General features: G+C 62.9%; 23 protein-coding genes and 1 tRNA gene. 11 read left to right on the forward strand and 13 right to left on the reverse strand.

The window, feature by feature from the left end:
• Window positions 1-226 (forward strand): hypothetical protein (locus LB533_RS28455; protein ID WP_224678752.1); only part of this gene is annotated, 226 nt, incomplete at its 5' end.
• Window positions 227-370: 144 nt separating this feature from the next.
• Here LB533_RS28455 and LB533_RS28460 read toward each other — a convergent pair.
• A tRNA-Arg gene (locus LB533_RS28460) sits at window positions 371-447 on the reverse strand.
• An 84-nt stretch (window positions 448-531) separates the two neighbouring features.
• Window positions 532-1,695 carry a M20 aminoacylase family protein gene (locus tag LB533_RS28465; protein ID WP_140640184.1) on the reverse strand — a complete coding sequence of 388 codons (1,164 nt, stop codon included), beginning with the start codon at window positions 1,693-1,695 and terminating at the stop codon, window positions 532-534.
• Window positions 1,696-1,895: 200 nt separating this feature from the next.
• Here LB533_RS28465 and LB533_RS28470 point away from each other — a divergent pair, with 200 nt between their 5' ends.
• Entirely contained in the window at window positions 1,896-3,056 is a 1,161-nt protein-coding gene (locus tag LB533_RS28470; RefSeq protein WP_140640185.1) for a D-alanyl-D-alanine carboxypeptidase family protein, read from the forward strand.
• 67 nt (window positions 3,057-3,123) lie between these two features.
• Window positions 3,124-4,230, forward strand: a complete 1,107-nt coding sequence (locus LB533_RS28475; RefSeq protein ID WP_140640186.1) for a CobW family GTP-binding protein — start codon at window positions 3,124-3,126, stop codon at window positions 4,228-4,230.
• Between the two features lie 12 nt (window positions 4,231-4,242).
• Here LB533_RS28475 and LB533_RS28480 read toward each other — a convergent pair whose 3' ends face one another.
• The 5 genes from LB533_RS28480 to LB533_RS28500 all read right to left on the reverse strand — a co-directional run bounded on the left by LB533_RS28480 (window position 4,243) and on the right by LB533_RS28500 (window position 8,199).
• On the reverse strand, window positions 4,243-4,473 hold the full coding sequence (locus tag LB533_RS28480; RefSeq protein ID WP_181169388.1) for a sulfurtransferase TusA family protein: 231 nt from the start codon (window positions 4,471-4,473) through the stop codon (window positions 4,243-4,245).
• An 11-nt stretch (window positions 4,474-4,484) separates the two neighbouring features.
• Window positions 4,485-5,804: a murein L,D-transpeptidase family protein gene (locus tag LB533_RS28485; RefSeq protein ID WP_140640188.1), complete on the reverse strand. Its 1,320-nt coding sequence runs from the start codon at window positions 5,802-5,804 to the stop codon at window positions 4,485-4,487.
• A gap of 253 nt (window positions 5,805-6,057) precedes the next feature.
• Complete coding sequence (locus LB533_RS28490) at window positions 6,058-7,008, reverse strand: acetyl-CoA carboxylase carboxyltransferase subunit alpha (protein ID WP_140500751.1); 951 nt, start codon at window positions 7,006-7,008, stop codon at window positions 6,058-6,060.
• Window positions 7,009-7,106: 98 nt separating this feature from the next.
• Window positions 7,107-8,024, reverse strand: a complete 918-nt coding sequence (locus LB533_RS28495; RefSeq protein ID WP_224678753.1) for a site-specific tyrosine recombinase XerD — start codon at window positions 8,022-8,024, stop codon at window positions 7,107-7,109.
• 22 nt (window positions 8,025-8,046) lie between these two features.
• Window positions 8,047-8,199, reverse strand: a complete 153-nt coding sequence (locus tag LB533_RS28500) for a histidine kinase (RefSeq protein ID WP_140553359.1) — start codon at window positions 8,197-8,199, stop codon at window positions 8,047-8,049.
• 207 nt (window positions 8,200-8,406) lie between these two features.
• On the opposite strand from LB533_RS28500, the gene LB533_RS28505 reads away from it, so the two are divergent.
• The 3 genes from LB533_RS28505 to LB533_RS28515 are packed head-to-tail and all read left to right on the forward strand — an operon-like array spanning window position 8,407 to window position 11,089.
• The gene (locus tag LB533_RS28505; RefSeq protein ID WP_140640190.1) at window positions 8,407-9,018 is read left to right on the forward strand and encodes a shikimate kinase; all 612 of its coding nucleotides are present in this window, start codon (window positions 8,407-8,409) and stop codon (window positions 9,016-9,018) included.
• Complete coding sequence (gene aroB / locus LB533_RS28510) at window positions 9,015-10,199, forward strand: 3-dehydroquinate synthase (RefSeq protein WP_140640191.1); 1,185 nt, start codon at window positions 9,015-9,017, stop codon at window positions 10,197-10,199. Before LB533_RS28505 ends, aroB begins: the two co-directional genes overlap by 4 nt.
• Window positions 10,196-11,089, forward strand: a complete 894-nt coding sequence (locus LB533_RS28515) for an HlyC/CorC family transporter (RefSeq protein ID WP_140560158.1) — start codon at window positions 10,196-10,198, stop codon at window positions 11,087-11,089. Before aroB ends, LB533_RS28515 begins: the two co-directional genes overlap by 4 nt.
• 47 nt (window positions 11,090-11,136) lie before the next feature.
• Here the strand turns inward: LB533_RS28515 and LB533_RS28520 are convergent, their stop codons facing one another.
• Genes LB533_RS28520 through LB533_RS28530 form a run of 3 tightly spaced genes read right to left on the reverse strand, consistent with a single transcriptional unit; the run spans window position 11,137 to window position 15,971 of the window.
• Window positions 11,137-12,681, reverse strand: coding sequence for a SpoVR family protein (locus tag LB533_RS28520; RefSeq protein ID WP_140640192.1), 1,545 nt, complete (start codon window positions 12,679-12,681; stop codon window positions 11,137-11,139).
• Between the two features lie 10 nt (window positions 12,682-12,691).
• Window positions 12,692-14,002, reverse strand: coding sequence for a YeaH/YhbH family protein (locus LB533_RS28525; RefSeq protein ID WP_140640193.1), 1,311 nt, complete (start codon window positions 14,000-14,002; stop codon window positions 12,692-12,694).
• 19 nt (window positions 14,003-14,021) lie between these two features.
• The gene (locus LB533_RS28530) at window positions 14,022-15,971 is read right to left on the reverse strand and encodes a PrkA family serine protein kinase (RefSeq protein WP_140640611.1); all 1,950 of its coding nucleotides are present in this window, start codon (window positions 15,969-15,971) and stop codon (window positions 14,022-14,024) included.
• A 355-nt stretch (window positions 15,972-16,326) separates the two neighbouring features.
• On the opposite strand from LB533_RS28530, the gene LB533_RS28535 reads away from it, so the two are divergent.
• Entirely contained in the window at window positions 16,327-17,133 is an 807-nt protein-coding gene (locus LB533_RS28535; RefSeq protein WP_224678754.1) for an alpha/beta hydrolase, read from the forward strand.
• Window positions 17,134-17,188: 55 nt separating this feature from the next.
• On the opposite strand, the gene LB533_RS28540 is transcribed toward LB533_RS28535, so the two are convergent.
• Complete coding sequence (locus tag LB533_RS28540) at window positions 17,189-17,491, reverse strand: BolA family protein (protein ID WP_140640195.1); 303 nt, start codon at window positions 17,489-17,491, stop codon at window positions 17,189-17,191.
• A gap of 183 nt (window positions 17,492-17,674) precedes the next feature.
• Here LB533_RS28540 and LB533_RS28545 point away from each other — a divergent pair, with 183 nt between their 5' ends.
• The 4 genes from LB533_RS28545 (at window position 17,675) to LB533_RS28560 (ending at window position 22,339) form a co-directional block, all read left to right on the forward strand.
• Window positions 17,675-18,295, forward strand: coding sequence for a J domain-containing protein (locus LB533_RS28545; RefSeq protein ID WP_140553331.1), 621 nt, complete (start codon window positions 17,675-17,677; stop codon window positions 18,293-18,295).
• Between the two features lie 122 nt (window positions 18,296-18,417).
• On the forward strand, window positions 18,418-19,404 hold the full coding sequence (cobS, locus tag LB533_RS28550; protein WP_140500761.1) for a cobaltochelatase subunit CobS: 987 nt from the start codon (window positions 18,418-18,420) through the stop codon (window positions 19,402-19,404).
• An 11-nt stretch (window positions 19,405-19,415) separates the two neighbouring features.
• Window positions 19,416-21,314, forward strand: a complete 1,899-nt coding sequence (gene cobT / locus LB533_RS28555; RefSeq protein ID WP_224678755.1) for a cobaltochelatase subunit CobT — start codon at window positions 19,416-19,418, stop codon at window positions 21,312-21,314.
• Window positions 21,311-22,339 (forward strand): esterase-like activity of phytase family protein, encoded by a 1,029-nt coding sequence (locus LB533_RS28560; RefSeq protein WP_224678756.1) that lies wholly within the window; start codon window positions 21,311-21,313, stop codon window positions 22,337-22,339. Before cobT ends, LB533_RS28560 begins: the two co-directional genes overlap by 4 nt.
• An 87-nt stretch (window positions 22,340-22,426) precedes the next feature.
• Here the strand turns inward: LB533_RS28560 and LB533_RS28565 are convergent, their stop codons facing one another.
• Together LB533_RS28565 and LB533_RS28570 are read right to left on the reverse strand one after the other, a co-directional pair.
• A complete protein-coding gene (locus LB533_RS28565; RefSeq protein WP_224678757.1) occupies window positions 22,427-23,107 on the reverse strand; it encodes a spermidine synthase in 681 nt (226 codons plus the stop codon).
• A gap of 65 nt (window positions 23,108-23,172) precedes the next feature.
• Complete coding sequence (locus LB533_RS28570; RefSeq protein WP_224678758.1) at window positions 23,173-23,856, reverse strand: queuosine precursor transporter; 684 nt, start codon at window positions 23,854-23,856, stop codon at window positions 23,173-23,175.
• Between the last annotated feature and the right edge of the window lie 48 nt (window positions 23,857-23,904).

Consider the following 23,904-nt stretch of genomic DNA (forward strand, 5'->3'; position numbering starts at 1 on the left):
GTCAAATCGTGACGGTGCGATGGAGATCGAAACCGGGCTGATACCCAGTTCAATCGACGCAACAAACCCTACGCAGGTAAGATCTTTCAAAATTTTCGAGGGCAAGGGATGTCGCCGCGACTACGCACGGTTTTGCCCGACGAAACCGATGGGTAAATGCGACCTTGAAAGCCAGATCGAACGGCTATCACCTGCATGCAGAGCTTTCGTCGAGAAGCATCGGTGAAGCTGACTTGTGACCGGGGCGGATTTCCAGTGTCGGCTGGACATCGTGTTCTTCGAGATCGTGCGCTCCACGCGCCTAGAGGTCTCGGCGAAGAATCACCGCGCGGCATTCTCGGTGCCGTTCCACCTAAGCATTTGGAAATGCTGGTGATCCCGACAGGAATCGAACCTGTGACCTACAGATTAGGAATCTGCCGCTCTATCCTACTGAGCTACGGGACCACGCGGCCCGACACATAGCCGCTTCCGATCGTTTCGCCAAGGGGCGGGCCGAACACAATCGGCCGGCCCCCCCGCCGCCAGGCCTCAGGCGGCGAGCGCGGTTTCGGCCAGCTTCACCCAGTAGCTCATGCCGTGCGGGATGGCCTCGTCGTTGAAGTCATAGGCCGGGTTATGAAGACCGGCGGTATCGCCATTGCCGATGAAGATGAAGGCGCCGGGCCGGGCTTCGAGCATATAGGAAAAATCCTCGCCGCCCATCACCGGCTGGATGGCGCGATGGACATGGGCGTCGCCGGCGACGTTTGCCGCGATATCGCTCGCAAAGACCGTCTCTTCCGCATGGTTGAAGGTTACAGGGTAGTTCGCCTGGTAATCGACCTCGATCCTGGCTCCGAAAGCCGTGGCCAGCCCGTCGCAGATGCTGCGGATGCGCTCTTCCGACTTCTTGGCGATTTCCTTGCGCAAGGTGCGCACCGTGCCTGCGATCTCGGCCGATTCCGGGATGATGTTGTAGGCGTCGCCGGCGTGGAACTTGGTCACCGACACCACCACGGCTTCGACCGGGTCGGTGCTGCGCGAGGCGATCGTCTGCAGGGCACCGACCAACTGGCTGGTGATGACGATCGGGTCGATCGTGCCGTGCGGCATCGCCGCATGGCCGCCGCGGCCCTTCACGGTGATGGTGAATTCCGCGGTCGCCGCCATGATCGGGCCCGGACGGATGGCGAACTGGCCGACCGGCAGGCCCGGCATGTTGTGCATGCCGAACACTTTTGCGATGTCGAAACGCTCCATCATGCCGTCCTTGACCATCTCGTTGCCGCCACCGCCGCCTTCTTCGGCCGGCTGGAAGATGACCGCCACCGAACCGGCGAAATTGCGCGTCTCGGCGAGATATTTCGCCGCACCCAAAAGCATCGCCGTATGGCCGTCATGGCCGCAGGCATGCATCTTGCCGGGAACGGTCGAAGCATAGGGCTTGCCTGATATCTCGTTGAGCGGCAGCGCGTCCATGTCGGCGCGCAGGCCGATGGTGGCGCCTTCGCCCTGGCGGCCGCGAATGATGCCCACGACGCCGGTCTTGCCCAGCCCCGTCACCACATCGTCGCAGCCGAAGGCCTTCAGCTTCTCGGTGACGAAGGCGGCTGTCTTGAAGACGTCGAAATTCAGTTCCGGGGTCTGGTGCAGATGTCGTCGCCAGCCGGCAACCTCGTCCTGCATTTCGGCGGCACGGTTCAGGATTGGCATGATGGTTCCATCTCGCTGTTGGGGCAGGTCCGCTGCCTTGCAATTGTGATCGTCAGGCACTTTGCCATGTTGACGTCACATAGAGTAAATAGCACCGCAACAATGCGGTCCGTTTTGAGGGCGGACTCATTTTGCTGGCGATCGCGTAAATCTTACGGAGCCAGGGGCGACTACGGCAAGAGGCGATTTCGGATTCGATCATGCGGCACAGGCATTTCCTCAAACTATTCTGCGCGGGCGCCGTGGCGTTCTCGGCGCTGGCCGGGCCGGCGCTGGCCAATCCGGTCGTGCTGTTCGACCTGAACAGCGGCAAGATCCTCGAGCACCAGGACGCGTTCAAACGCTGGTACCCGGCATCGCTGAGCAAGCTGATGACGGCTTATGTGACCTTCCGGGCGATCGCGGCCGGCGAGGTCCGGCTCGATTCGCCGATCAAGGTAACGAAACATTCCGCCGCCGAGCCGCCGAGCAAGATGGGCTTCAAGCCAGGCTCGGTGATGCGGCTCGACAATGCGCTGAAGATGATGCTGGTCAAGTCGGCAAACGACATCGCCATGGCCGTCGGCGAGAATGTCGGGGGATCGCAGGCAGCCTTTGCCGAGCGCATGAATGCCGAGGCGGTCCGGCTCGGCATGAACGGAACGCATTTCGTCAATCCGAACGGGCTTTATTCGCCGGACCAGTACACCACGGCGCGCGACTTGGCCGTGCTGGTAACGGCGATCCGCCGCGAGTTTCCGCAATATGCGCCGTGGTTCTCGATCGAGGGGCTTGCGGTCGGCAAGAAGGCGATCCCCAACTACAACCTGTTGATCGGCCGCTATCCCGGGGCCGACGGCATGAAGACGGGCTTCGTCTGCCCCTCCGGCTTCAACATGATCGGTTCGGCGACCCGCAACGGCCGCACGCTGGTGGCGGTGGTGCTCGGCGAGAAATCGGCGATCACCCGTGCCGAGGCCGCGGCCAAACTGCTCGACCAGGGTTTCGACACGCCTGCCGCTGGCTCGGCCACCATTGCGACGCTGGCACCCTACGGCGACACCATCTCGCCCAACGACATGCGTGACGAGATCTGCAAGAAGAAGGCGCCGGCTGAGCAATCCGAGGCGCCGCCCGCCGTGGCCAAGAACGTGCCGAAATCGCCCTACCAGGAAAAGCTCGACCACGTGCCGACGCTGGTTGCCGTGGGGCTTGGCGGCGCGACCGGCCCGACACCGATGGCCATGCTCGCCCAGGGCGGCCAGGAATATGCCGACGTGCCCATTCCGACCTGGCGGCCCGACAGACCGGCGCCCGGCGCCGGCCCGACGGTGGCGGGCTCGGCTGCGCAGGGCGACCAACCCGTCAAGGTCGCGAACTGAGCATGATCCCGAAAAGTGGAGGCCGGTTTTCGGGAAAGATCATGCTCAAACATAAAGACAGAATCCGATGAGCGGTTTTCCCATCCCGGTTTCCGTGCTGACCGGTTTCCTCGGCGCCGGCAAGACGACGCTGCTCAACCGGCTCCTGAAGGACCCGGCTCTGGCCGACACCGCCGTCATCATCAACGAATATGGCGAAGTGGCAATCGATCATCTGCTGGTCGAACAAGCGTCCGACGGCATCATCCAGCTTTCCGATGGCTGCCTTTGCTGCACGGTGCGCGGCGAACTGGTCGACACGCTGGCCGATCTGGTCGACCGGCAGCAGACCGGCCGCATAGCCCGCCTTGCCCGCGTCATCGTCGAGACCACCGGCCTTGCCGATCCGGCCCCGGTGCTGCAATCGATCATGGCGCATCCGGCCCTGGTCCAAGCTTTCCGGCTCGACGGCGTCATCACCCTGGTCGACGCGGCCAACGGCGATGCCACGCTCGATGCCCATGTCGAGGCGGTCAAGCAGGTCGCCGTCGCCGACCGCATCGTGCTCTCCAAAACCGATCTGGTCGCTGGTCCGGATGGGCTGGAAGCGCTGCGGACGCGGCTGCGCCAGATCAATCCGGGCGCCGAACTGCTGGCTGTCGACGATGCGAAAACGGGTGTCGCGGCGCTGTTCGACTGCGGCCTCTACAACCCGGCGACCAAATCCGCCGACGTGCGGCGCTGGCTCGGCGAGGAGGCGATGCATGACCACGATCATCATGATTATGCCGGGCACGGGCACGACCATGACCAGGGGCACCGGCACGATCAGCGCATCCGCACCCATTCCCTGGTGCATGACGGCCCGGTGCCGTTCTCGGCCATCGAGATGTTCCTCGACCTTTTGCGCTCCACGCATGGCGAGCACTTGCTGCGCATGAAGGGCGTCATCGAACTCGAGGAAGATCCGTCGCGGCCGCTGGTGGTGCATGGCGTGCAGAAAATCCTGCATCCGCCGGCTCGATTGCCGTCCTGGCCGGACGGCCAGCGCGGCACCCGGCTGGTGCTGATCACGCTCGACATGCCCGAAGAGTATGTAAGGCGACTGTTTGCCGCTTTCACCAATCGGCCGTCGATCGACACGCCCGACCGCGCGGCGCTGGAGAACAATCCCCTGGCGATCGCGGGACGCTGATCTTTACGACAGCTATTCGCCGCGCTCGACCAGGAAGCGGTGACCGCCCGATATGGCGGATGTCTCTACGAGATGATGACCAGCGTCGGCGCAGAACGCCGGAATGTCGATAACGGCGAGCGGATCGGTCGTTTCCAGCCAGAGCCGGCTGCCGGGCCGCATCCCGGCCAGCCGCTTCTTCGCCTTCAGCACCGGCAAAGGGCAGTTCAGCCCCTTCAGATCGTAGACGGTGTCGTCGGTCACGGCGAAAAATGTCAGCCGCCGAACATGCCGAGCAGCTTGTTCTTCAGCCTCGTCACGCGGCTCTCGTCGGCACTCGCGGCCTGCGTTTCGGCCGGCGGTGCGGGCTCGGCCGGCGCTTCGATCGTCGCGGTGGCGACAGGGGCTTCCTTGGCGGTCTTGGCCGCTTCCTTTTCGGCCAGCGCCTGCGCCTTGGCGGCTTCCTTTTCGGCCAGCGCTTGCGCCTTGGCCTGCTTGGCAGCTTCTATGGCGGCCAGCCGCTGCTCCTCGGCCTTTTGCTTCGCGGCCTTTTCGGCGTCGAGCGCGGCCATCTTGCGGCCGGCGGGCGAATCGATGCGGCCCATGCGCGCCGTCTCGGTGACCGAGCCGTCCGAATTGAGCGATGGCGGGTCGATCGGCACGCGCTCGCCGCGCGCACGGCGCTTCGACCAGTCGGAGACGATGCTGGCTTCCTTGATGCCGGCGATGGTGGGCTTGGGCGCCGGCGTGCTTGCCTTGAGGGCGCCGTTGAACGCAGCCTCATACGTGCTCTGATAAGCACTGTAGGCGCTTTTCAGCGAATCCGGCTGCGTGGATGCAGGGCAGGGGCCGGTCGGATTGAATGTGGTGCCTTCGGGAGCCACCTGGTTGAAGACGTAGCGCTTCTCGCAAACGTCGACTTTCGGCGGTACCTTGGTGATCTCGAAATTGTCGTAGCCGACCTTCAGCATCTTCCAGAATTCGTAATTCGGATCGTTGCGGTAGCGCGCCATGTTGGCGGCGGTCATGCGGAACGGGAAGGCCTGGATCTGGAACTCGGTCTGGCCGCCCTGGAAGGCATCGCGGCCGAACGCATAGATCTGCTCGATCTGGGGATCGGTCATCGAATAGCAGCCCGAAGACGAGCAGGCGCCGTGCACCATCAGGTTGGAGCCGGTGCGGCCGTTGGCGCGGTCATAGGCGTTGGGATAGCCGATGTTGAAGGACAGATGGTAGTTCGAGCGCGGGTTCATCTGCGCCGGACGCACGGTATAAAAACCTTCCGGCGCCTGGCGGTCACCCTCGGTGTATTTCGGCCCGAGCTTGCCCGACCATTTGCAGATATCGTAGCTGGCGACCATGTCGTAGCGGCCGTTGGTCTTGGCCTTCCAGATTTCGAGCTTGCCCTCTTCCTTGAAGATGCGCGCCATCACCGAGGAGGTGCGCACCATGCCCTTGGCCTTCATGTCGGCCAGGATCTTGTCGGGCAGAGGCTTGTTGGCCTCCGGGGCAAAATCCTTCATCGACGAATCATTGCAGCCGGCGACGGCTATCGCGGTGATGAGAATTCCGGTGCGGGCAAGCTTGGCAAACATGGATAAGGCTACGTCTTCTCTTTCGGGCCAATGGCTTCGAAACGGCCGAGCCCGCATGCTGAACACAGACGGACCGTAAGCCCGTTAACCTTGAAAATTCCTTACCGCAAGCCTCGGCCACCCCTCGCGGCAATTCCATTGAACCGAATCCGGCGGCATTTTTGTGGCGAAATTGCTCATCGCCGCCACATTGCCGTGGAGCGTTGCCGTGGAGGCGGCTTGCCGCGGCCCGGTTGCGCCGCCAAAGGGGTGTTCAGAGGCTGCGGCCCATTGCAAGATACTTCTCGCGGCGCTGCTCGCGAAAATCCATGTTGGCGCCGGCAAAATCCTTCATCGTCCTGGCGATGAGATCGCCCGTCGCGGCAATCACCGTTTCGGGCGCGCGCTGGGCGCCGCCGATCGGTTCGGGAATGATGGCGTCGATGATCTTCAGTTCCAGAAGATCCTGGGCGGTGATCTTCATGTTGGTCGCCGCGTCCTTGGAGCGCGTCGTGTCGCGCCACAGGATGGAGGCCGCGCCCTCGGGCGAGATCACCGAATAGATGGCATGTTCCAGCATGTAGACGCGGTTGGCGGTCGCGATGGCAATGGCGCCGCCCGAACCGCCTTCACCGATGACAACCGAAATCGACGGCACCTTGAGCGCAAGGCAGGCCGAGGTCGAACGGGCGATGGCTTCGGCCTGGCCGCGCTCCTCGGCGCCGACTCCGGGATAGGCGCCGGCCGTGTCGACCAATGTCAGCAGCGGGATCTTGAAGCGGTCGGCAAGCTCCATCAGCCGCACGGCCTTGCGATAGCCTTCGGGGCGCACCGAGCCGAAATTGTGCTTCAGCCGGCTCGCCGTGTCGGAGCCCTTCTCCTGGCCGAGGATCGCTACTGGTTCGCCGCGGAACCGGGCAAAGCCGCCGACGATCGCCTGGTCCTCGCCGAAATTGCGGTCGCCGGCGAGCGGCGTGAAATCGCTGAACAGGCCCTTGATGTAGTCGACGCAGTGGGGCCTGTCGGAGTGGCGCGCCACCTGCACCTTCTGCCACGGCGTCAGCGCCTTGTAGAGATCGCGCAGCGCATCGCGCGACCGCTTCTCGAGCCTGCTGATCTCGTCGGCGACATCGACCGCCTCGCCGTTCTCGGCAAGCTTCTTCAGCTCCAGGATCTTGAGTTCCAGATCCTGCACCGGCTTTTCGAAATCGAGGTAGTTGTACATGCTTGAGCGGACCGATACGTCGGAAGCAAAGACTGGCGGGACCCTGAAATCCGGGGCTCCGGGCGATGGAACGTCGCCCTCACATAGCGATATGAGGTCTAGTCGGCAAGCGGGTGATGATCGTTGACCAGCCGCACCAATCGCTCCTCCAGCACATGGGTATAGATCTGCGTCGTCGATATGTCGGCATGGCCAAGCAGTTGCTGCACGGCCCTGAGATCAGCCCCGTTCTGCAAGAGATGGCTGGCGAAAGCATGGCGAAGCACATGCGGCGAGACCTTGGCCGAGGCAATGCCGGCCCGGGCCGCCAGCCCCTTGAGGTCGCGAGCGAAGACCTGGCGCGAGAGGTAGCCGCTGTCCGACGCGACAGGAAACAGGAACGGGCTGTCGGCGAAAGCGGGCACCATGGCCCGGGCGGCGAGCCAGGCCCGCATCGCCGCGCGCGCTTTGGCCGACAGCGGCACCATGCGCTCCTTGTCGCCCTTGCCGCGCACCATGAAGAAACGGTCGTCGCGTTGCGCCACCGTCACCGGCAAGCCGACCAGTTCCGAAACACGCAGGCCTGTCGCATAAAGCACTTCGACCAGCGCGTGCAGACGCAGCGCCGCCAGCCTGTCGCTGTCGCCGAGCCCGGCATCGCCGGCCTCCTGCGCGGCGCGGTCGATCAGCCGGCCGGTGTCGGCCTCGCTCATAGTCTTCGGCAGCGGGCGGCCTTTTTTCGGGCTGTCCAGGGTGCCGGTCGGGTCGTCGCCGCGCAGGCCCTCGGCGTAGAGGAATTTGAAGAACTGGCGGATCGCCGACAGTTTGCGTGCCTGCGATGTCGGTGCGAAGCCACGTGCGGCGATGTCGTCGAGATAGGCGCGGATGTCCGCGGCGCCGGCGCCGGCAAGACCGCCAGGGATCTCCTGCGAAGCGTCATCGAGGTCGCGGCGATAGGAGGAAAGCGTGTTTTCGGCGGCACCCCGCTCGGCGCTCATCATCTCCAGAAAGGCTTCGATGCGGGCAGCGCTGTTCATTTCCTGAAGTTTTTCTTCGGGCTCAGTTTTTCTTTGGGTTCAGCTTTTCCGCAGGGATGCGCACGCTCATTTCCGCCTTTTTCGGCTCGACGAACATCACCAACGCGAACATCGTACCATAGGCGATGCCCGCCAGAATCGCTGATATCACGACAAGGCGAAACAGTGTCGGCATCAATCTTCGCCCGTCTTCTTGTTCTGCGTTTCCAAACCCTGTGCCCTTATGGGACGCCAATCCGGCCAATTCAAGCAAGAAGCTGAAGCGCGCCGGCAACTTCCAATGCAGCCGGTTCCTCGCCCGCGGGAGGCCAGCCTGCCTCAGTGCGCTTGACGCAACCGGGCTTTTCATGTCGATACGCCGGCAAAGAGGGCTTCGAGGCTGATGAACGCGCTACCAGCAAATCCTCCGGGCGGGAGCCATGCCGCGCTGCTGGGCAGGCTTGGCGGCCGCTCCATCGTCTTTGTCGGCCTGATGGGCGCCGGCAAGACCGCGATCGGCCGCAAGGTCGCCACCGTGCTGGCGTTGCCTTTCATCGACAGCGACCAGGAGATCGAAAGCGTCTCGCGCATGACCGTTCCGGAACTGTTCGAACGCTATGGCGAAACCGAGTTCCGGGCGCTGGAGCAGCGCGTCATCCTGCGCGTGCTGGAAAACGGCCCGCAGGTGCTGTCGACCGGCGGCGGCGCCTTCATGAACGCACAGACGCGCGAGGCGATAGCGGCGCATGGCGTGTCGGTATGGCTGAAGGCCGAGCTCGACCTTTTGATGGAACGGGTCTCCAAGAAACAGAACCGGCCGCTGCTGAAGAGCCCCGATCCGCGTGGCGTGCTCGAACGGCTGATGAGTGAACGCTATCCGGTCTATGCGACATCGGACGTCACCGTGCCGACCCGCGACGACCGAAAGGAAGTCATCGCGGCCGAGGTGGTGGAGGCGCTGTGCCGGCATTTCGATATCGCCCAGACCACTCCCGCGGGCGAGGTCGAACCATGAGCGCCTCTGCTGCCGTTGCCGTCGAGGTCGGACTTGGCGAGCGGGCCTACGACATCCTGATCGGGCCAGGGCTTTTGTCGCGCGCCGGCGCCGAGATGTCGCGCCGCCTGCCGGGCCGACGCGCCGCGGTCGTGACCGACGAAAACGTCGCGGCGGCGCATCTCGATGCGCTGAAGGCCGGCCTGCTGGAGAGCGGTATCGAGCCCGCCGTGATCACGCTGCCGCCCGGCGAGAAAACCAAGAGTTTCGCGCATCTCGAAGAGGTGGTGGACGGCGTCCTGGCCGCGAAGCTGGAACGCGGCGATGTCGTCATCGCCCTCGGCGGCGGCGTCATCGGCGACCTGGCCGGCTTTGCCGCCGGCATCGTGCGCCGCGGCATGAACTTCGTGCAGATCCCGACCTCGCTCCTGGCGCAGGTCGATTCCTCGGTCGGCGGCAAGACCGGCATCAACAGCGCGCGCGGCAAGAACCTGGTCGGCGTCTTCCACCAGCCGAAGCTGGTGCTGGCCGATACCGGAGTGCTCGATACGCTGCCGATCCGCGAATTTCGCGCCGGCTACGCCGAACTCGCCAAATACGGGCTGATCGACCGGCCCGAATTCTTCGCCTGGCTGGAGAAAAACTGGGCCAGCGTGTTCGCCGGCGGACCGGAGAGGGTGGAGGCCATCGCCGAGGCCTGCCGCGCCAAGGCGGATGTCGTTGCCCGCGACGAGTTCGAGACCGGCGACCGCGCGCTCCTCAATCTCGGCCACACTTTCGGCCATGCGCTGGAGGCCGCCACCCGATATGACGGCGCCCGCCTCGTGCATGGCGAAGGAGTCGCCATCGGCATGGCGCTGGCGCATCGCTTCTCGTCGCGGCTCAACCTGGCCAGTCCAGACGATGCGGCGCGCGTCGAGGCGCATCTCAACATGGTGGGACTGCCGTGGCGGATGGCCGACATTCCGGGCGAACTGCCCGACGCCGATGCGTTGCTTGGCTTCATCACCCAGGACAAGAAAGTGTCGCGCGGCGCGCTGACCTTCATCCTGACGCGCGGCATCGGCGAGGCCTTCATCGCGAAGGACGTGCCGGCCTCGGAAGTGCTCTCGTTCCTCAGGGAGAACCACCCGAGCGGGATGGGAAGCCGTCCGGGCCGGCAAGGAAGCCGTCCGGACAGGCAAGAGAGCCGTCCGAAATGAACGGGGCCGGCTGGATCGTCGTCGCTGTCCTTGCCGTCCTCATCCTGTTGGCCGTCGCCATGCGCACGCGCCTGCTTGCCGCTTTGGGCTATGAACTGTCGCGCATCGAGCCGCAGCGCTCGAGCGGGGACGAGCTGCGCGGCGCCGTCGACGATTTCCGCCGCGACGGCCAGGTGGTGCGCGAGGAGCGCGATCGCATCGGCGGGTTGTTCGACCTCGAGGAGCTCGAAGTCTCCGACGTCATGGTCCACCGCACCAATATGCGCTCGGTCAATGCCGACAATGCACCGGAAGCCGTGGTGCGCGAGATCCTGCAGAGCCCGCACACCCGCATGCCTTTGTGGAAGGGGTCGCTCGACAACATTGTCGGCGTGCTGCACGCCAAGGACCTGCTGCGCGCCCTCAACGATGTCGGCAACGACTTCTCCCGGATCGATGTGATGAAGATCGCGTCAAAGCCCTGGTTCGTGCCCGATACGACGACATTGCAGGAACAGCTCAACGCCTTCCTGCGCCGCAAGGCGCATTTCGCCGTCGTCGTCGACGAGTATGGCGAGGTCGAAGGGCTGGTGACGCTGGAGGACATCATCGAGGAGATTGTCGGCGAGATCGCCGACGAGCACGATGTCGACATACAGGGCGTCAAGCAGGAGGCGGACGGTTCCGTCGTCGTCGACGGAACCGTGCCGATCCGCGACCTGAACCGGGCGCTCGACTGGGACCTGCCGGACGAGGAGGCAACCACCATCGCCGGCCTCGTCATCCACGAGACGCAGTCGATTCCCGAGGAGAAGCAGGCCTTCACCTTCCACGGCAAGCGTTTCATCGTCATGAAACGCGACAAGAACCGCGTCGCCAGGCTCAGGATCAGGCCGGCAGGCGACAGCTGAACGGTCCATCGTGTCGCAGACACGCAGAACCGCGTCATCCCTGATGCTCAGCAGTCCTTGGTCGAGCGTTCGCCGACCATTGCGTCGGTGTCGGCGTCGACGGCCGCCAGGCTGACTTCATAGCCCCAGAGGCGCCGGATATGACGAAGGGTCGCGTCGCGGCTGTCATTCTCCAGCACGACGCCATTCTTCACCTTGTGCTGTAGCCGCAAATGCCGGTCGCCGAGCAGGTCCACGTCCACAACCTGGATGTCGGGCCGGCTCGCGCCCACATCATAGCTGTGGGCCAGTGCGGCGCGTATGTTGTTGTAGCCGCGCTCGTTGTGGATCGATGCGACTTCGTAGTGCGGCTGGTCGGCTCCATCGGCCAGCACAAAGAGCCGCCATTTTCGTATCAAGGTCGGGCTGAGATATTGACGAATGAAGGATTCGTCGCGGTGGTTGGCCCAGGCGTCGAGCAGCGTCTCAAGCCAGTCGCCACGGCCGGCTATGTCCGGGAACCAGTCGCGATCTTCGGCTGTCGGCTCGGTCGAGATGCGCTGAATGTCCTGCATCATGTCAAGCCCGAGCGCGTAGGGGTTGATGCCGGAAAACCGCTGGTCGTCGAAGGATGGCTGGAAGATCACGTTCGAGTGGTTGCGCAGGATTTCGAGCATCGCGCCTTCGGTGATCCGGCCACGGTCGAACAGCATGTTCATGAGCGTGTAGTGCACGAAAGTGGCGCAGCCTTCGTTCATCACCTGGGTTTGCCGCTGCGGGTAAAAATACTGCGCAATGACACGGACGATCCTGAGGATCTCGCGCTGCCAGGGTTCGAGGACAAGGCTGTTCTTCTCAAGGAAATAGAGCAGGTTTTCCTCGGGCAGATTGAGCGATTTCTTCCGTTCCGACACGCCTTCATCGCCCGCTTCGGAGTTGTCGGCGCCCTGCGCCGGCGGCAGGGTGCGCCATAAGTCATTGTAGGAACGCTCCTCATATTCGAGGCGCTCGCGAAGTCCCTCGCGCTGCTGCTCCGACGACAGTTTCGGCGGCCGGTGATACCGGAACACGCCTTGCTCCATCAGCGCGTGCGCGGAATCGAGAATGGCTTCCACGGCGGCCAGGCCGTGCCGCTCCTCGCACCGGGCGATGTAGCCCTTGGCGAAGTCCAGATAACTCAGGATCCCTCCGGCATCCGTCCATTGGCGGAAAAGGTAATTGTTCTTGAAGAAGTGATTGTGTCCAAGTGCTGCATGGGCGGTCACCAAGGCCTGCAGCGCCATGGTGTTTTCCTCCATCAGGTAGACGATGCAGGGATTGGAATTGATGACCAATTCATAGGCCAGCCCGCGACCGCCTTTGCGATAGAGAAGCTCGTTGTAGAGGAAATGCTTGCCGAACGACCAATGCCGGTACATCAGCGGCATGCCGACCGACGAGTAGGCGTCGAGCATCTGCTCGGAAGAGATGACCTCCATCTGCACCGGATAGGTGTCGAGATGAAGCTGGTCGACCGCAATCGCCTCGATCTCCTCATAGACCCGCGACAGCTTTTTGAAATCCCAGTCGGATCCGGAGAAAAGCAACCCCGATTTGTTGGCCTGGCCAGCCATCCGGCACCCCTTACGCGCTCTTGGCCATAGCCGGCTGCCTGGCGAAAAGCTGGCGAAATACCGGGTAGATATCGGCCGGAGCGGCGATGCGCCTCATCTGGAAGTTCGGCCATTTTTGCTCGACGGCGCTATAGGCGCGCCAGAGCGAGGTGCCATTTTCGGTCGAGCCGAAAATATGACTTTCGCGTTCGTCGATGATCTCCACATAGGCGAAATACTGGCACATGCGCATAAGCTTGCCGTGGAGCAGTTCTATGCAGCGCTGCGAGTCGGTGGCGAAATTGTCACCGTCCGAAGCCTGAGCGGCATAGATGTTCCACTCCGTGGCCGGATAGCGTTGTTCTATGATGCGTTGCATTTCCTCAAGCGCGGTGGAAACGACCGTGCCTCCGCTTTGCGTGCAGTAGAAGAATGTCTCTTCGTCCACCTCCTGGGCCTCGTGCGTGTGGCGGATGAAGACGATCTCCGTGCGCTCATAGCGGCGGGTCAGGAACAGGTGCAGCAGCACGAAGAAGCGCTTGGCCAAATCCTTCTCGCGCTCGCCCATCGACCCGGAGACGTCCATCAGGCAGAACATGACGGCGCTGGCATTCGGCACCGGCTGCGGGTCGAAGCGATTGAAGCGGATGTCGACGGGATCGACAAAGGCAATCCGCTTTCGGCGGCGCTCCAGCCGCTCGAGTTCCTCCCGCAAAGTCAAGATGCGTTCGCGGGTCGCGGCATTTGGCGGCTTCGATTCCAATTTGGCGAGCTGCCGGAGGATCGCATCCAGCTCCGGCTGCTTTGGGCGCCCAAGCGCGATCCGGCGGGCGTGGCTGTTTCGCATTGTGCGCCCGACATTGATGTTGGTCGGGGATCCTGTTGCCGCAAAACCTGCCCGCCTTGGCTTGAATGCGAGTATCTGCTTGAGATTGAGCTTGACCAGATCCGGCAGTTCGAGGTCCTCGAAAAAGAGGTCGAGCACTTCCTCGCGCGAAAGCATAAAGCGAAAGTCGTCCTCGGATGCCGTGTTTCCCGGCGACGAGGAACCCGCGCCGCCCTGTCCGGGTTTGGGCACCAGATCTCCGGGAATGAACGTTCTGTTTCCTGGCAGGATGTGCTGGCGCCGGCCGCTGTCCCTGGCATCACTGAAGGTCGGTTCGCTGGTGCCTCTATGAGGCATCGGCACGGCATGCCCACTGTCCACATCGGCGATCCGGCCCGTCCTTATCTGGTCACGGATGCTCCGCTTGAGCTCTTCCCGCGCGCGCCTGAGAAAGCGCTGGCGATTGCCCAGGTTTTTGTCCTTCGGATTGAGGCGGCGGTCGATGAAAATCGGCATGGAACCGTTCGAGCTTTTCTCAGCCCGCCTTGTTCACGCGCATATACCAGTCGACAAGCCGGCGCACCTGCCGTTCGGTGTAGCCGCGCTCCACCATGCGCTGCACGAACTCATTGTGCCGCTTTTCCGTGACGCTGTCCTGTTTGGAGCCGAAACTGATCACCGGCAGGAGGTCTTCGACCTGGCCGAACATGCGCTTCTCGATCACCTCGCGAAGCTTTTCGTAGCTTGTCCATGACGGGTTGCGGCCGTGGTTCCGCGCCCGGGCACGCAGCGTGAACTTGACCACTTCGTTGCGGAAATCCTTGGGGTTGGCGATGCCTGCCGGTTTTTCGACCTGCGACAATTCCTTGTCCAATACCTCGCGATTGAGGATCTGGCCGGTATCGGGATCCTTGTAGTCCTGATCTTCGATCCAGGCATCGGCATAGGCGATATAGCGGTCGAAGAGGTTCTGGCCATACTCGCTGTATGATTCCAGATAGGCTTTCTGGATTTCGTGGCCGATGAACTCGGCATAGCGCGTTGCGAGTTCCGACTTGATGAATTCGAGATAGCTCGCTTCCGTCTCCTTTGGGAACTGCTCGCGCTTGATTGCCTCTTCCAGGATGTACATCAGATGCACCGGATCTGCCGCGACCTCGTTGGTGTCATAGTTGAATGTTTGAGACAGGATCTTGAAGGCGAAGCGCGTGCTTACGCCGGTCATGCCCTCGTCGACGCCGGCGGCGTCGCGATATTCCTGAACCGACTTGGCCCGGGGATCGACCTCCTTGAGATTTTCCCCGTCATAGGCGCGCATCTTGGTGTAGAGCGGCGAATTGTCGTGCTCGGCAAGACGGGTCGAGACCGTGAACCGGCTGAGAATGTCCAGCACTTCCGGTGCGCAGGGGCTGCCGGCCAGTTCGCTCTCGCGCAACAGTTTCTCGTAGATATGCCTTTCTTCGGTGATCCGCAGGCAATACGGCACCTTGACCACCAGGATGCGGTCGAGAAAGGCCTCGTTGTTCTTATTGTTCTTGAACTGCTGCCATTCCGATTCGTTGGAATGGGCAACGATGATGCCCTGATAGGGGAAGGCGCCGAAATTCTCGGTGCCGTTATAGCTGCCTTCCTGGGTCGCCGTCAGCAACGGATGCAGGACCTTGATGGGCGCCTTGAACATCTCGACGAATTCGAGCAGGCCCTGCGTGGTCCGGTTCAGTCCGCCGCTATAGGAATAGGCGTCCGGATCGGACTGGCTGAAGTCCTCTAATTGCCTGATGTCGACCTTGCCAACCAGCGCCGAGACATCCTGATTGTTCTCGTCGCCAGGCTCCGTCTTGGCGATGGCGATCTGGCGCAGCCGCGAAGGCATCAACTTCACCACGCTGAATTTGGAAATGTCGCCAGACAATTCATCAAGCCGCTTGGCGGCCCAAGGCGAGATGATACCGTTGAGGCGACGCCGGGCTATCCCGTATTTATCCTCCAGCAGGTCGCCCATGCGATCGGGATGGAAAAGGCCAAGCGGCGATTCGAAAATCGGACTGATCTGATTGCCGGCCTTCAGCGTGTAGATCGGGCGTTCCTCCATCAGTTTCTTCAGCCGTTCGGCCAGGGAGGACTTGCCGCCGCCGACAGGGCCGAGGAGATAGAGGATCTGCTTGCGCTCCTCGAGCCCCTGCGACGCATAGCGGAAATATCCGGCGATGCGTTCAATCGTATCCTCCATCCCGTAGAAATCGGAGAAGGTGGGATACACTTTGACGGTGCGGTTCGAGAAAATGCGGCCGAGCCGCTCGTCCTTGCTGGTGTCGACCAGGTTCGGCTCGCCGATGGCCTCGACCATCCGTTCCGGCGCCGAGGCGTACATTGACTTGTCTTCTCGGCAAGCAAGGAGATATTGCTGGAGACTTATTTCTTCCTGGCCCGCGTTTGCATAAATCTTCGAAAACAGATCGAAGACGTCGGACTGGTTCTCACCCATGATGGTTGCCCTCAGAGCCATTCTGGCTGCCCGCCGGCTCATCACATTCAACTACCGGAATGCATTGTGGTTCCCTCCAATTGAAGAGAGCGCGTGCATCTGGCATCGAACCCTGGACAGCACACTGTTGCAATGCTCGTCTGATATCTCAGGTGGTGATGGCCGGACGAGACCGTCAAGGGCAGATATCGATTTCGTGAACTGAACGGCAAAAGCGTTGCATTTGACGCGGTTTGTGCGGCGCGAGGAGCAGCCCCGTGCGGGTTCGGGTCTTGCCAATCCTTAATTGGACACAGGTGGCGCCTGCGGGCACTCCTGGTCTAAATATCGGAGCCTACACGATCGGGAGGCTGCGATGATCGATCGACGAAGCCTTATTCTGGCCTCCGCGGCGGCGATGTTGCCATTGGGCACATCGGCCGCATGGGGCCAGCGCCAAGCCGTGCCGACAACCGTCGATTACGGGCCGGCCAAGCTCGACATCTATGCACCGGATGGCGCACGCGGATTGCCGGTCGTCTTCTTCGTCCATGGCGGCGCCTGGCGGTCCGGCAAGCGCTCGCAGGTCAACGCAAAGCCGGCCTTCCTGCTCGCCAACGGCTTCTGCCTGGTCTCCATCGACTATCGCATGCTGTCCGAAGCCGAGGTCGCCACCCAGGCCGACGATGTCGAAAAGGCCTATGCCTTTGTCCGCGCCAACATTGCCCGGCATGGCGGCGATGCCAGGCGGATCGTGGCCATGGGCCATTCGGCCGGTTGTCACCTCGTTGCGCTGACCGGCATGCGTGGCGGTCTGCCGGGTGTCGCCGCACTGCTTCTCGACGACACCAGGGCCTATGACCTCACCGCACTTGCCAGGAATGGCGGTATGGCGCGGGCCTATGCACGGGCCTTCCCCGATCCCGCGCAATGGGCGGCGTTGTCGCCGGCCAGTCATGTAGATGGCCGCAAGCACCCGCCGACCTTCATCGCCTACTCAGGCGCTTCGGGCCGGGGCGAGGACTCCAAGGCCTTTGCCGAGCGCCTGCGCGCCACCGGCACCAAGGTGACGCTGTTCGACGGCAGCGCCTATACGCATATGTCGATCAACCGCGATTTCGGCGAGGATGGCGACGCCTTGACCGGGGCGGCACTGGCATTCCTGAAATCGGCGGTTGGGTGATTGCGGCATCGAAACGGAGCTCTGAACGTCACCGCGAGGAGCGAGGAGGACCGGCCTACCAGCGCGTCTTTTCGCCGGGAGCCGCCGGTTCGATCGCCAGCGCGTGCAGGCCTGCCTTCAATTCGTCGGCCAACAGCGCGTTGACCGCGCGATGGCGCTCGATGCGGCTCATGCCGGCAAAGTTCTGCGAAATGATGCGGACGCGGAAATGCGTCTCGCCGGTGCCGTCGAACGTAGCCTGGTGGCCAGATTCCAGATGATGATGGCCGGCGTGCAGATGGCTTTCGTTGATGACGACCAGCCGCTCCGGCGAAAATGCCTTGTTCAGCTTGTCTTCCATGGTTGCCTGTATGGACATTGCCGTCTCCCTTCACCACATATCGCCAGCGGGATCGCGGAAGCCGGACCGACTTCGTTGCATGCCGCGCTACAACAAAATCGGTCCTTCGCCCGCTTTATGCCGCGATTCAGCGGTTAGGGCGATCATCGCGAAAATGTCAATTCTTGTTTCGCATCTGCGAACGCCCCATAAATGGGTTAGATGAAGCCGTATCCCAAATATTTCGAGAAGATCCGCATCCGCCAGGAGAAGGACGCGGAGCTGAAGTCGCACGCGCCGGTCTGTCAGTGGGATGGCTGCAAGGAGGCGGGCACCCACCGCGCTCCGGTCGGGCGCATGAAGGAGGGAGAGTATTTCCGCTTCTGCTTCGACCATGTGCGCGAGTACAACAAGGGCTTCAACTACTTTTCCGGCGTGCCGGACACCGAGGTCGCCCGTTTCCAGAAGGAGGCGATGACAGGCCACCGGCCGACCTGGAAGATGGGAGTCAATGGCGCCTCGACGCGCTCGTCGCCCGATATGGCGCAGATGCGCTCCGGCCGCGCTGGCTACTACAACCGCATGCGCGACCCGTTCGACCTGTTCAAGGGGCCGAAGGATCCGCGCGAGGTGCGCGAGCGCAAGGCCAAGCCGCTTGAGGCCAAGGCGCTGGAAACGCTTGGCCTTGATACAAAGGCGACTGGCAAGGAGATCAAGGCGCGCTATAAGGAACTGGTGAAGCGTCACCATCCGGATGCGAATGGCGGCGACAGAGGTTCGGAAGACCGGTTCCGCGATGTGCTCCAGGCCTATCGCGTGCTCAAGCAGGCGGGTTTGTGCTGAGCAACCCAACGGTTCGTGTCGTTTCCAACTTTCATAAGGGTGGAAAAGGCTCTAAGACCGCCCCCGGACAAAATCGATTGCCGGCGAAATCAGGCATTTCGCCCGTGGAGACGTGGATAGAGATGAACAAGGTCGATCGCGACATCGCCAACCTGCCCGACACCACGGTGTCGGTGAAGGACAAATTCGGCTTCGACTCCAAGATGGTGGTGCCGGCCTATTCGGTGACATCAGAACATGTGCCCGACATCGATCCCGACTATCTTTTCGACAAGGCGACGACGATGGCGATCCTCGCCGGCTTCGCCTACAACCGGCGCGTCATGGTCTCGGGCTATCACGGCACCGGCAAGTCGACCCATATCGAGCAGGTCGCGGCCCGCCTCAACTGGCCTTGCGTGCGCGTCAACCTCGACAGCCATGTCAGCCGCATCGATCTCGTCGGCAAGGACGCGATCGTGGTCAAGGACGGCTTGCAGATCACCGAATTCCGCGACGGCATCCTGCCCTGGGCCTATCAGCACAATGTCGCGCTGTGCTTCGACGAATATGACGCCGGCCGTCCGGACGTGATGTTCGTCATCCAGCGCGTGCTGGAATCGTCTGGCCGGCTGACGCTGCTCGACCAGAGCCGGGTCATCCGTCCGCACCCGGCGTTCCGGCTGTTCTCGACCGCCAACACGGTTGGGCTGGGCGACACCACCGGCCTCTATCACGGCACCCAGCAGATCAACCAGGCGCAGATGGACCGCTGGTCGATCGTTACCACGCTGAATTACCTGCCGCACGACAATGAAGTGAACATCGTGCTGGCCAAGGCCAAGCACTATCGCGACGGCAAAGGCAAGGACATCGTCAACAAGATGGTGCGCGTCGCCGACATGACGCGATCGGCCTTCATCAATGGCGATCTGTCGACGGTGATGAGCCCGCGTACCGTCATCACCTGGGCCGAGAATGCCGAGATCTTCGGCAATATCGGCATGGCGTTCCGGCTGACCTTTCTCAACAAATGCGACGAACTGGAGCGTTCCGTGGTCGCGGAATTCTACCAGCGCGCCTTCGGCGAGGATCTGCCGGAGAGCGCCGCCAATGTGGTGCTGGGCTAAGCAGAGCCTCGATGGCGGGTCCGGGCGACAATACGCGCAACAAGTCGAAGACGGGCTCTGAAGCCGACAGCTTCAAGCGCGCCGTCACCGTCTGCATGCGCGCCATCGCCGGCGACAAGGAGCTGGAAGTCGGCTTCGCCAAGGATCGTCCGGCGCTGGCCGGCAGTCGGGCAAGATTGCCCGAGCTGCCGAAGAAAGCGTCGAAGACCGATATAGCCATCACCCGCGGCCTCGGCGATTCCATGGCGCTGAAGCGCGCCTGCCATGACGTGCGCATCCACAGCAGGCTGGCGCCGGAAGGCAAGGCGGCCCGCGCCATCTACGACGCGGTCGAGCAGGCGCGCGTCGAGGCGATCGGCAGCCGCGCCATGCAAGGGGTCGCCGACAATATAGGCTCGATGCTGGAGGACAAATACGCCAAGGCCAATCTCGTCGACGTCAAGGACAGGGCCGACGCGCCGATCGAGGAGGCGCTGGCGCTGATGGTGCGCGAGAAGCTGACCGGCCGGCCGATCCCAAAGAGCGGCGAGCGGCTGGTCGAGCTCTGGCGCCCCTGGGTCGAGGAAAAGGCCCGCGCCGACCTCGACGGGCTGTCGTCCAAGCTCGACGACCAGCAGGCCTTCGCCCGCGTCGTGCGTGAAATGCTCGCCTCCATGGAAATGGCCGAGGAACTCGGCGACGACCAGGAGACCGAAGACTCGGAGGACAATGACGACAACCAGCCGCAAGGCGAGGAACAGAGCGAGGAAGGCGGCGAGGACGATTCCGGCTCCGAACAGTCGCAGTCCGAGGATGCCGAGGCTTCCGCTGACGACGAGCAGTCGGCAGAGACCGAAGCCTCCGACGCCACTGCCGACGATTTGTCCGACGATGACGATGCCGATGCCGAGACGCCGGGCGAGGCGCGCCGCAACGACAACCCTTTCACCAACCTGCCGAAGGAGATCGATTACAAGGTCTTCACGTCAGCTTTCGACGAGACGGTGGGGGCGGAGGAGCTTTGCGAGGAAGAAGAACTCGACCGGCTGCGCGCTTTCCTCGACAAGCAACTCGCCAACCTGTCCGGCGTCGTCGGCCGGCTGGCCAACCGTTTGCAGCGCCGCCTGATGGCGCAGCAGAACCGGTCGTGGGATTTCGACCTGGAAGAGGGCTATCTCGACCCGGCACGGTTGGTGCGCGTCGTCATCGATCCGATGCAGCCGCTGTCCTTCAAGCAGGAGCGCGACACCAAATTCCGCGACACGGTGGTGACGCTGGTGCTCGACAATTCGGGTTCCATGCGCGGCCGGCCGATCACCGTGGCCGCCACCTGCGCTGACATTCTGGCGCGCACGCTGGAACGCTGCGGCGTTTCGGTCGAGATTCTGGGCTTCACCACGCGCGCCTGGAAAGGCGGGCAGGCCCGCGAGAAGTGGCTGAAGGACGGCAAGCCGCCGAATCCGGGCCGGCTGAACGACCTGCGCCACATCATCTACAAGTCGGCCGACCATCCCTGGCGGCGGGCACGGCGCAATCTCGGACTGATGATGCGCGAGGGCCTGCTCAAGGAAAACATCGACGGCGAGGCGCTGCTGTGGGCGCACAACCGGCTGATCGCCCGACCCGAACAGCGCAAGATCCTGATGATGATCTCCGACGGCGCGCCGGTCGACGATTCGACGCTGTCGGTCAATCCGGGCAACTATCTCGAGCGCCATCTGCGCGCCGTCATCGAGCTGATCGAGACGCGCTCGCCGGTCGAGCTGCTTGCCATCGGCATCGGCCATGACGTCACCCGCTACTACCGGCGCGCCGTCACCATCGTCGATGCCGAGGAACTGGCCGGCGCCATGACCGAGCAACTGGCTTCGCTGTTCGCCGAGGAAAGCGCACGCGATACGCGGCGCGGCGCCATGCGGCGCGCCGGATGATCTTTTCGCGCGGCGGATTTCGACAAGCACTTTTCGCCGCCATCGCCCTGTTTGCCGGTGCAGCCCCGGTGCCATCCAGTTCGGCCAGCGGGACCTCGGTTGAACCGGTCGAGGTCTCGGCCCGCCCGATCACCGAATTCCGTATAGGCCATGCCGACAAGCAATTCGGTCCACTCGAATTCGTCGGCGGGCTGGAGATGACATCGCCATCGCGCGATTTCGGCGCCCTGTCGGCCTTCCGTTTCCTGAAAGGCGGTCGCGACTTCGTCGGCGTCGCCGATACCGGATTCTGGTTCTTCGGCACCGTGACCCATGATGCGGACAAGCGCCCGTCAGGCATCCGGGACTTCCGCATGGAACAGATGGTCGATGCATCGGGCCAGCCGATCGACGAGAAATCGGAAGTCGATGCCGAGGGGCTTTCCGTCAAGGACGGCATTGCCACCGTAGGTTTCGAGCGCAACCATCGCGTCGCCCAGTTCAAAATTGGCCCCGACGATATGAAGGCGCCGTTCAGGCGGATGGATTTCCTGGTTCCGGCATGGGAGTTGCGCCGGAACCGAGGCTTCGAGACCGTCACCCACGCCAATGCCAATGGCCGCCACCAAGGCGGCCTGGTCGTGGTGTCGGAAAAGAGCTTGGACAAGGCCGGCAACATCTATGCCGCCATCATCGATGGTCCGCACAAGGGCGTCTTCACCGTCAAGCGCAACGGCGATTTCGACATCACCGATGGGGCCTTCCTGCCGGACGGCGACCTTCTGCTGCTGGAGCGCAGTTTCACGATGGCAGGAGGCCTCAAGATGCGGCTGCGGCGCATTGATGGCGAGACCGTGGAGAAGGGCGCGGTCGCCGACGGTCCGGCGCTGCTGGAAGCCGATATGGGCTACCAGATCGACAATATGGAAGGGCTCGACGTCTGGACGCGCGAAGACGGCGCGCTGATGGTGTCGCTGATCTCCGACGACAATCACTCGATCCTACAGCGCAATCTCTACCTGGAATTCATTTTGCACCAGGACTGATTTGGCGCTCCAACTGCGAAGCTGAAGTTGAGTGTATTCAACGCCGGCTTCGATTTGGTCGACTATTCATCAAATGACGGCGTCCGCTCAGGGTCGCGAGCCGTTGGTGGCGATCCAGATGACATGGCGCGCGCCGCGCTTGCCGTTGGCGCGCGTGCTCACCTCCTCGACCGCGAAACCTGCCTGCTTCAGCCGCCGGGTGAAGCCGCTGTCCGGCCCTTGCGACCACACGGCAAGCACGCCGCCGGGCTTCAGTGCGGTGCGCGCTGCCGCCAGGCCCTGCAGGCTGTACAGCGCGTCGTTGGATTTGTGAACGATGCCGTCCGGGCCGTTGTCGACATCGAGCAGGATGGCGTCCCAGACCGCGGGCCGGGATCTTATCAACTGCCCGACATCGGCCTCCCGAACGATGACGCGCGGATCGTCGAGACAGCCACCAAACAGTTCGGCCATCGGCCCTCGCGCCCACGCGACGACCGCCGGCACCAACTCCGCGACAGTGATTTCGGCATTCCCGGCCAACTCGTCGAGAGCGGCGCGCAGTGTAAAACCCATGCCAAGACCGCCGATCAGCATTCTCGGCTGTCTGCGGCCGGCGATCCTCTGACAAGAGAGCTTTGCCAGCGCCTCTTCCGAGCCGCTGAGGCGGCTGTTCATCAACTCGTTGGTGCCCAGCATGATCGAGAATTCGGAGCCGCGCCGCTTGAGACGAAGCTCCTGCGCGCCATCCGGGGTCTTCGCGGAGCCCAGCTGGATCCAAGGAATCACGCGCCACCTCTCTTTTTGGCCGTGATCTGGTCCGAAAACCGGATTCCACTTTTCGGGATCACGGCCTAGACCGCAGCAACAGCCGGCTGGCTCCAGCGGGCGGCGAGCAGCCGGTAGGGAATCAGCGCCACGACGGCGATGATCAGCTTCACGCTGAGGTCGCCAAGCGCCCAGGAGACCCAACGCATGGCCTCGACCGGCAGCACGCCCATCAGCGGCGCCGTTTCCAGCGCAAAGCTGTCGCTTGGGCCAACGAAGGCGAAAGCCGCGGAGAAAGCGACGCTGAAGAACACGACTGTGTCGAACACCGAGCCGACCAGCGTGCCGACGATCGGCGCCCGCCACCAGCTCTGTCGGCGCAGGCGATTGAACACGGTCACGTCGAGCAATTGCGCGGTGAGGAAAGCCGCGCCGGACGCCGCCGCGATGCGCACCAGCCGGTCGGCGGCGGTCTCGAATTCGATGAAACCATGGCGGAACAGGAAGGGCGGCACGAAAATCGAGCAGACCACCGCCGTCATGAAGCCGACAAAGACGATCCGGCGCGCCACGGCAGGCCCGTAGCGGCGATTGGCAAGGTCGGTGACCAGAAAGGAGAACGGGTAGGTGAAGGCGCCCCAGGTGAGCAGGTCGGCGAGCGACAAGCCGCCGATTCGACCCTGCATCGGGAACTGCACGAGAATGTTCGATGCCACAACGACAAGCGCCATGGCGGCCACGAAGGGCAGGTATCGCGAGAAGGAAGTCATTTTTTTATCCTGGGTAATGGAACCAGCGGAGCGTCATGCCGAAACCGG

This window comes from Mesorhizobium sp. BR1-1-13, from assembly GCF_020165515.1.
GTDB lineage: Bacteria > Pseudomonadota > Alphaproteobacteria > Rhizobiales > Rhizobiaceae > Mesorhizobium.